This window comes from Austwickia sp. TVS 96-490-7B (assembly GCF_019331795.1).
Taxonomy (GTDB): domain Bacteria; phylum Actinomycetota; class Actinomycetes; order Actinomycetales; family Dermatophilaceae; genus Austwickia.
In genome coordinates this window covers 1-8,852 of record NZ_JAHPZL010000033.1, presented here as the reverse complement: position 1 = coordinate 8,852, position 8,852 = coordinate 1, and the positions used below count along the sequence as shown (strand labels likewise).

Annotated in this window: 8 protein-coding genes and 1 rRNA gene; all 9 read left to right on the top strand. The window is 62.9% G+C overall.

The annotated features are described in order from the left end of the window. The 9 genes from rrf (at window position 1) to KEM60_RS15515 (ending at window position 8,804) form a co-directional block, all read left to right on the top strand. Window positions 1–116: ribosomal RNA gene (rrf, locus tag KEM60_RS15555) — 5S ribosomal RNA — on the top strand. 255 nt (window positions 117–371) lie between these two features. Then, entirely contained in the window at window positions 372–905 is a 534-nt protein-coding gene (locus KEM60_RS15550; protein WP_219108918.1) for a hypothetical protein, read from the top strand. Between the two features lie 248 nt (window positions 906–1,153). Further along, the gene (locus tag KEM60_RS15545; RefSeq protein WP_255574734.1) at window positions 1,154–1,963 is read left to right on the top strand and encodes a hypothetical protein; all 810 of its coding nucleotides are present in this window, start codon (window positions 1,154–1,156) and stop codon (window positions 1,961–1,963) included. After that, window positions 1,960–3,027 carry an HAD-IIA family hydrolase gene (locus KEM60_RS15540; protein WP_219108915.1) on the top strand — a complete coding sequence of 356 codons (1,068 nt, stop codon included), beginning with the start codon at window positions 1,960–1,962 and terminating at the stop codon, window positions 3,025–3,027. The genes KEM60_RS15545 and KEM60_RS15540 overlap by 4 nt, the downstream gene beginning before the upstream one ends. Window positions 3,028–3,045: 18 nt before the next feature. Beyond that, window positions 3,046–3,255, top strand: coding sequence for a hypothetical protein (locus KEM60_RS15535; protein ID WP_219108912.1), 210 nt, complete (start codon window positions 3,046–3,048; stop codon window positions 3,253–3,255). 10 nt (window positions 3,256–3,265) lie between these two features. Continuing rightward, the gene (locus KEM60_RS15530; protein ID WP_255574733.1) at window positions 3,266–4,111 is read left to right on the top strand and encodes a TlyA family RNA methyltransferase; all 846 of its coding nucleotides are present in this window, start codon (window positions 3,266–3,268) and stop codon (window positions 4,109–4,111) included. Continuing rightward, window positions 4,108–5,037 (top strand): NAD kinase, encoded by a 930-nt coding sequence (locus KEM60_RS15525; protein ID WP_219108910.1) that lies wholly within the window; start codon window positions 4,108–4,110, stop codon window positions 5,035–5,037. Before KEM60_RS15530 ends, KEM60_RS15525 begins: the two co-directional genes overlap by 4 nt. Window positions 5,038–5,156: 119 nt before the next feature. Beyond that, window positions 5,157–6,932, top strand: coding sequence for a DNA repair protein RecN (gene recN / locus KEM60_RS15520; protein WP_219108907.1), 1,776 nt, complete (start codon window positions 5,157–5,159; stop codon window positions 6,930–6,932). A 129-nt stretch (window positions 6,933–7,061) separates the two neighbouring features. Beyond that, the gene (locus KEM60_RS15515; RefSeq protein ID WP_219108904.1) at window positions 7,062–8,804 is read left to right on the top strand and encodes a CTP synthase; all 1,743 of its coding nucleotides are present in this window, start codon (window positions 7,062–7,064) and stop codon (window positions 8,802–8,804) included. The last annotated feature ends 48 nt before the right edge of the window (window positions 8,805–8,852 follow it).

Genomic DNA, 8,852 nt, shown 5'->3' with positions numbered 1-8,852 from the left:
ACGGCGGTCATAGCGAAAGGGAAACGCCCGGTCTCATTCCGAACCCGGAAGCTAAGCCTTTCAGCGCCAATGGTACTGCACTGGAGACGGTGTGGGAGAGTAGGACGCCGCCGGACAAACATTCACGTATAGCCCTGATAAACCACCCCGGTTTATCAGGGCTATACGCGTTCTTCAGAATTTGAGGAACTGTTGGTCAATCCATTACTGCTCGTATCCCAGGTGTTGTTAATTCAGCTGCGCTGATGGATACGCTTAAGGTTCGCCCGCTGCTGGGTTGCTATCGAGAAGAAGGGTACGAGAGTTGACCACGGACGGTTCATCCCGCTGGGAACGTGTGGAAAAACCCCAAGACAAGCCTGTTCAACGAGGTGAATCTCAGGGACGCCCCGATCGTTCCGCGCCGAGCCGTCGAGGACGGGACAACAGTTCGTCCACAGAACCCCGGCGTCGTACTGATCGTCTTGATTGGCGCGGTGGGGACCGACGTACCGCCCCGGCTGACCGAAGCGGCGACTCCACACGGAGAGACCGCCAACGAGGTGATGCCACCCCGAGGCGCGAAAACGACCGCTACGAACGTCGCGATGATCGACGAAGCTTTGGGAGGGACGAGCGTCAAGAAAGCCGCGGTAGTTCACGTCGCGGCTATCAAGGGCGTGATGGTGACCGGCGCAGCCAGGGCGATCGCAGCCGACAGAATGATCAGTGGGACCGATCTTCGACGAGAGAAAACGACAGATCGCGCACGTGGAACAACCGAGATGACAATCGTCGAACCTCTGACAACCGCGCCTCCTCTCATGAACGATGGAACCGCAACAGCGATGACCAGCGTGAAGGTCGCAGCGATCAGCGCAATCGGTTCTCCGATCGAGGGGCACGTCCTAGCGGCAGCAGGCTGACCGAACGTACCGACCGACCCAACCGAGGCAAGGACTCGCGACGCGGTGACAACTTCGATCGTCGTGATGGTCGCCCTGGAGATGATCGCACCCCGAGGAGCGGCCCCCGGCTGGCACCTACCTCGCCACGGCTTCCCGAACCTGCCATCGACGCAGATGTCACCGGATTCGAGATTGACCGCTCCATCAAGCACGAATTGCGGACACTCAGTAAAGACAACGCTAAAGGGGTTGGCCAGCATCTGGTGATGGTCTCTCGGCTCCTTGATACCGACATCGTCGGCGCCCGCGCACACGCCGAAACAGCGGTTCGTCGGGCCGGACGTGTCGCGGCTGTCAGGGAGACCCGCGGACTCGTGGCGTACCGAGAAGGCGACTACCAACTTGCCCTGAGCGAGTTCCGCACTGCGCGCAGGCTATCCGGATCCCAACATCTCCTCCCTTTGATGGTGGACTGCGAGCGAGGACTCAATCGTCCCGAGCGAGCTCTCGAACTTGCCGGGTCACCCGAAGCGCGCACCCTGGGCCGAGCCGAACGGATTGAGCTACTGATCGTCTGTTCCGGGATTCGACGAGACATGGGAGACCACGACGCAGCCGTGGTCATCCTCGAAATCCCAGAACTCAATCCAAACCGTCGAGACCCCTGGTCCGCAAGGCTGTTCTATGCCTACGCCGATGCGCTGCACTCTCGTGGTGACACCGCTTTAGCAAGAGCGTGGTTCGCTGAAGCCGCAGACGCTGACACCGAGTTAGCGACTGACGCTGCTGAACGCCTAGAGGACATGGACGGCATCGTTTTCATTGATCTGGCTCCGGAGCAAGATGACGTGACCCACCACGCGACGACAGATCATCAAAGCGAGCCCAACCAAGAGGCAGTCACTTCTCCGGCAGAAACATCCAGCCCGGCAGAAACGTCTACCGAGTCACTACTGCCAACGACACCAACCGGTGACACCTCTGAAATGCCATCTGCAACCACCGGCGCACCCTCAACGGAGTTTGCAGACCGTGATGCGGAGATGTCTGCCACGCTCGCGGACACGGACCGATGAGCACACCAAGCCGTGGTGCGACGCAGGATCTCAGCGCGGGGACACTGCTCGACGGATATCGAGGCATCGTCTGCGATTTAGATGGCGTCGTCTATCGAGGGGCCCAAGCGATTCCCTATGCGGTTGCCTCGTTAGAAACTGCGCGCGAGCGTGGCCTCGGCATCGTCTATGCCACCAACAACGGGTCACGGCCGCCTGAAGATGTCGCCGAACATCTCAGCGCACTCGGGCTGCAGCTCACCCCGGATGCCGTTCTCACCAGCGCCCAAGCCGCGGCAGCACACCTGTTTGACCAACTCGGACCAGGTTCGCCGATCCTTGCGCTCGGCGGCCCTGGCGTGCCTCTCGCCATTCACCGGGCTCACATGGTCCCGATCACCACCTCGGAACATGCTGCCGGTGCCAAAGTCGTCGGCGTGCTGCAAAGTTACGGCGCGACCGTGTCATGGACAGACCTCGCTGAAGCGGCGTACGCCATCAACGGCGGTGCACTCTGGGTGGCCAGCAACGCAGATCTCACCATCCCCACCGCGCGAGGAATCGCACCGGGTAACGGATCACTCGTGGCCGCCGTACGGCAAGCGGTCACGGTTGACCCGGTCGTCGTCGGTAAACCCGAAGCCCCGCTCTATCACCTCAGCGCAGCCACTCTGGGCAGTGATCCCGAACGGACACTAGGCATTGGGGACCGCATCGATACGGATATCGACGGGGCTAGCGCTGCGGGAATCCCTTCGCTTCTGGTCTTGACCGGTGTGAGCGGCCTCGTTGAACTCGCTGCCGCCACCGGGGGGGCAAGACCTCGATATCTTGCCATGGATCTGCGATCACTGCACCGACCCTATGACGACCCCACGATCGCCATTGATGCTGGTAAACCCATTGTGAGCTGCAACGGCACCCATGCCCGCTATCACAACGGGCTTATTGACATCACCGGAACTGGCGACCCGGATGAACTCCTCCGAGCGGTCGTTCACCTCAGTTGGTACGTCGCTGATCATGAGTCAGCTGTCGACCCCGCTGATCTTCTTCGGATCGACGCTCAGCTACGACCAGCCTGACCTCAGGACCGAGCAACGATGACCGACTCTTTCGCCGACGTACCGGAATCCACTCTGCCGCCGGCAGGTAGCCCCCTCGACCAGACCACTGGGGACCCCGAGATCGACCAGGCGCTTCGTGCCTTGCTGGCTACCTCCAGTGATGACGTGGAACAGCACCTCGAACTCGGCAGCGAGCTCCACGAACTGCTACGTCGACGTTTGGCGCATACCGCAGAACAGATGTGACTCCCTGACTATGGCCACCTTCGAATCTGCCCCTGTCTCATCGACCCGGCTCGACGTGGCCATGGTCACTCGCGGTATGACACGATCACGCAACCTCGCTGCGGAGCTCATCCGCGACGGGAAAGTCACTGTCGATGGTCGCCCCATAGACCGACCCGCCAGCAGAGTTCACCCGGACACCACGATCCAGCTCCACATTGACCGGCCAGTGCGAGTCGGTAGAGCTGGGCACAAACTAGACATCGCCTTTACCTATTTCGGTGCCATCGACCCTGAGCCCCTGCAGGTCACTGGACAGCATTGTCTGGATATCGGTGCCAGCACCGGCGGGTTCACTCAGGTGCTCCTCGAACACGGGGCCGCCCATGTCACAGCGCTCGACGTCGGCCATAACCAACTTGTCCCAGAACTCGCCGCTGATCCTCGAGTCCGAGATCTCTCCGGGACGAACATCCGTGATGTCAGCGCTACGCAGATCAATGGACCGTTCCCTGTCATCGTCGCTGACCTTAGCTTCATCTCCCTGCGTCTGGTCCTCCCCACCATTGCGAGTCTGCTCAGCCCCGGTGGCCAGGCCGTCGTGCTCGTCAAACCTCAGTTCGAAGCCGGTCGGCAGCGCTTGTCTAAACAAGGGGTGGTCCGAGATCCGCGGGATCGGCGTACCGCGATCCTCAACGTCATTGAGGCCGTCCGCGACGAAGGTTTATTCCCCCGGGCAGTCATCGGAACCGGGATCCCCGGCGGCGCTGGGAATCATGAGTACCTAATGTGGGTCACGACACGTCCAGAACATGCGCTCGTCGACGAAGCTGCCGCCGTCGATGACGCCATACACCATTTCGGAAGGACACGATGAGGCGCCGGATCCTGCTCATCACCAACACCGGCCGGGCCGGTCTCCGACGCCACACCAGAGCTATCGCAGGGCTATTCGCCACAGCTGGGATCGATGTGGCCATGCCAGCTGATGACATTCAAGCGCTGCGTGCCCAACACACCCCCGGAATCGTCGCTACCGACCCCGCCCGTCCTGCTGCCGGCGCAGAACTGGTCTGTGTCCTCGGTGGCGACGGCACCATCCTGCGTGCCGCCGACATTGCCCGAGGCTCCGGTGTCCCGTTGCTCGGCGTGAACTTTGGACACGTCGGTTTCCTGGCCCAAGCTGAAAAAGAAGCGCTGGCCGACACCGTTGGCCGGATCCTCGATGCTGACTACGAAGTCGAAGAACGCATGACTCTGGACGTCATCGCCCGTGCCGCAGGACAACAGATCGCATCCAGCTGGGCACTCAACGAAGTCACCGTTGAAAAAGCCGCCCGGGAACGGATGCTCGAGATGATCCTAGAGATTGACGGGCGGCCCCTGTCCACCTGGGGATGCGACGGAGTCATCGTCGCCACCCCCACCGGAAGCACGGCCTACGCTTTCTCCGCCGGAGGACCAGTTGTCTGGCCTGATGTCGAAGCATTGCTCCTCGTGCCCATCTCCGCACACGCCCTATTTGCGCGCCCCCTCGTGGTAGGACCAGACTCCCAGGTCGCCGTTGAACTGGTCCCCGGCACCGAAGGGCGCGGCGTGATGTGGTGCGATGGTGCCCGCCCCGTCGACCTGCCCGAAGCAGCCCGCGTTGAAGTCCGTCGAAGTGACATCCCAGTCCGACTGGCCCGCCTCAGCGCCGCGCCATTCACCGACAGACTGGTCCGAAAATTTGACCTCTCCGTCCAAGGATGGCGCGGCAGAGAATCAGACGACCACCCCCCATGTGACGATCTCGCCGACTGATTGTTCGCCATACCCAACAGCACTCACCGACACACCCACCTAGCGTGACTACCGACACTCATCCCCAGGGGCGCCTGTCATGACGCACTGCCCCCTTCGCCACCACCTACGCTGAAGGCATGCTCCGCCACATGCGCATCCGAGGCCTCGGCGTGATCGACGACGCCACCTTGGACCTCGCCGACGGACTCAATGTCCTCACCGGCGAAACTGGCGCCGGGAAAACCATGGTCGTCTCCGGCCTAGGTCTGCTGCTGGGGGCACGTGCAGACGCCGGAATGGTCCGCCATGATGTCCGGCATGCCGTTGTCGAAGGCTCTGTCGAACTCCCCAGCCACCACCCTGCCCGCGAACGTGCCCTCGAAGCAGGGGCGCTTCTCGACAATGACGACGATCTGATCCTCACTCGGACCGTCTCCGGCGAAGGCCGCAGCAAAGCCCACGTCGGCGGACGCCAAGCGCCCGTCGCCATCCTCGCTGAACTCGGTGAACTCCTCGTTGCTGTCCACGGACAGGCCGACCAATGGCGCCTGCGCCGACCCGAACAACACCGGGTTGTCCTCGACGAGTACGGCGCCGCGCCGCTGGCCGCCGCTGCCCACGCCTATACCCACGCTTACCGAGCATTGGCAGCCACCCAAGCTGAGCTGCGCCGCGTCACCGAACTCGCCCGAGATCGCGCCGTCGAAACCGAAGTCCTGCGCACCGGACTGGACGAACTCGAACGGCTCGACCCTCAACCCGGCGAAGACGAAGAGCTGCGCGCCGAAGATGCCCGCCTCTCGCACAGCGACGCCCTCCGCTTCGCCGCAGGCGCCGCCCACGATGCCCTCCGCGGAGAAGACGACACTGTCGAGGAAGGTGCCACGGGACTCCTGACCCTGGCCCGAAACGCCTTAGCAGCCCAACACGGGCACGATCCACAGCTCGATGCCCTTGAAGCTCGCACCACCGAACTCGTCTACCTCGTCGCTGACCTCGGCACCGACCTCGCTGCCTATCTCGATCACGTCGACGCTGACCCAGTCCGCCTGGCTGCTGTCCAAGAGCGTCGAGCCGCCCTTGCCCGACTCACCCGCACCTACGGCGACACCATTGACGACGTCCTCGAGTGGGGACGCCGGGCAGCACTTCGGCTGGACGAACTCGACGGAGCCCACGACCGCGTGGAGATCCTCCGCGCTCAAGCGATCAACGAACAAAGCACGCTTGTCGACGCCGCCTTAGCGTTATCCCGCGCTCGCCACCACGCCGCTTCCGCCCTCAGCGCAGCAGTCACCGCCGAATTAGGCCATCTGGCCATGGGGCGAGCCCGCATCGATGTCGCCGTAGAACGTCACGAAGCCCCCGACGACGGCTTGCCACTGCCTGATGGCACCCGCGTCCGGTTCGGCCCCCACGGCATCGACAACGTCGAGATCCGCCTAGCCGCCAACCCCGGCGCTCCCGCACGCAGCGTCGCCAAAGCAGCCAGCGGCGGAGAACTATCCCGAGTGATGCTGGCCCTTGAAGTCGTCACCGCAGCCACGCCCGCCGGCGACACTCCAGACCCCGAAGGCCACCGACCTGACACCTTCGTCTTCGACGAAGTCGATGCTGGAGTTGGCGGACAAGCCGCACTCGCCGTCGGTGCCCGCTTAGCTCGCTTGGCCCGCCATGCGCAGGTCGTTGTGGTCACCCATCTTCCGCAAGTCGCGGCATACGCCGACCGGCATCTTGTGGTGCACAAGAGCAGCGATGGACACATCACCAGCAGCGGGGTAAGTGTGCTGGACGACGATGCCAGACTCAGCGAACTGGCCCGGATGATGGCTGGACATTCCAGCGAGGTGGCACTCGAACATGCCCGTGAGCTGCTGGAACAAGCTCGGCGACGGCGGGATAACACCGATTGAGAGCAGTGCCGTACCGCCGTGTTGAGGCCGGTCAATATGACCGTTCACCCTCACCATGACAGCCGTCGAGCCACCCCCGAGAGATCGCTGGTCCTCAGCTACTCAGGACGTGACCTAGACTGGGGGTCCGTGGCGCAGACCAAACATATCTTCGTGACCGGAGGCGTAGCCTCATCGCTCGGCAAAGGCTTGACGGCCTCAAGCCTCGGATTCTTGCTCCGGCAACGCGGTCTGCGAGTGACCATGCAGAAGCTGGACCCGTATCTCAACGTGGATCCCGGCACCATGAACCCGTTCCAGCACGGCGAGGTCTTTGTGACCAACGACGGCGCCGAGACGGACCTCGACATCGGCCACTACGAGCGATTCCTGGATGTCCCACTTTCCCAGGCTGCGAATGTCACCACCGGACAGGTCTACAGTCGGGTCATCGCTAAGGAACGTCGCGGCGAGTACCTCGGGGATACGGTGCAGGTCATTCCGCACATCACCAATGAGATCAAAGAACGCATGCGCGAGCAGGCCTCCGCGAAGCGCCCCCCGCAGGTCATCATCACCGAAATTGGTGGCACCGTCGGCGACATCGAATCCCTGCCTTTCCTCGAAGCGGCCCGCCAGGTGCGGCATGACCTCGGACGCGAAAACGTGTTCTTCCTGCACGTCAGCTTGGTGCCTTATCTCGCTCCCAGCGGTGAGTTGAAGACCAAGCCGACCCAGCACTCTGTCGCAGCGCTCCGTCAGCTCGGCCTGCAGCCTGACGCGATCGTGCTGCGAGCTGATCGGGAAATTCCCGAGGCACTCAAACGCAAGATCGCGCTCGCTTGCGACGTCGACACTGATGGCACGATCGCGTGTACGGATGCCCCGTCGATCTACGACATTCCCAAGGTGTTGCACAGCGAAGCTTTGGACGCGTACGTCGTACGGCGGCTGGGTCTGCCGTTCCGTGACGTCGATTGGAAGGGCTGGGACCGGCTGTTGCGTCGCGTCCACGAACCGGCCCACCGCGTCGACATTGCGTTGGTCGGCAAATACATCGATCTGCCCGACGCCTACCTCTCAGTCACCGAGGCCATGCGAGCAGGTGGCTTCCACCACGATGCGAAGGTCACGATCCGGTGGGTCGCCTCCGACGAGTGTCAGACTCCAGAAGGAGCTCAAGCCGCCCTCGGTGGAGTTGACGCAGTCCTCGTCCCTGGCGGCTTCGGAGTGCGTGGCATCGAAGGCAAACTCGGTGCGCTGCGCTGGGCCAGGGAAAAGGGCGTCCCCACGTTGGGGATCTGCCTCGGCCTGCAATGCATGGTCATCGAATACGCCCGGAATGTCGCCGGGATTGAGGGAGCCAGCAGCAGCGAATTTGACCCTGAGACCACCGCTGCGGTGATCGCCACTATGGCTGAGCAGACCGAGTACGTCGAAGGAGGCGGCGGTGACATGGGCGGCACCATGCGCCTGGGCGCCTACCCGGCGAAACTGGCGAAGGGTTCTGTCGTCGCTGGCGCTTACGGAGCATTGAAAGCCGAAGAGCGACACCGGCACCGTTATGAGGTGAACAACGCCTACCGTGCTCAGCTAGAAGAAGCTGGCCTGGTGTTTTCCGGGACTAGCCCGGACGGCTCCCTGGTCGAATTCGTGGAACTCCCCGCCAACATCCACCCGTATTACGTCTCCACTCAAGCGCATCCGGAGTTTCTCTCCCGGCCGCACCGCGCTCACCCCCTCTTCGCGGGCCTGGTGAAAGCAGCATTGGAACGTCAGGCTGCCGCCGCGGCCCCGGAGGGCGACGCCCCGGCAACCGAGGCAGCAGCTTCGGACTCTCCGCAGGACCGCGCCGACAAGGGAAAGCGCAATCGTCAGAGCAGCACAGCATGACGTTGAGCGCAGCTCAGGTCGGTCCGGACGGGCTGGGCGACGAATTCG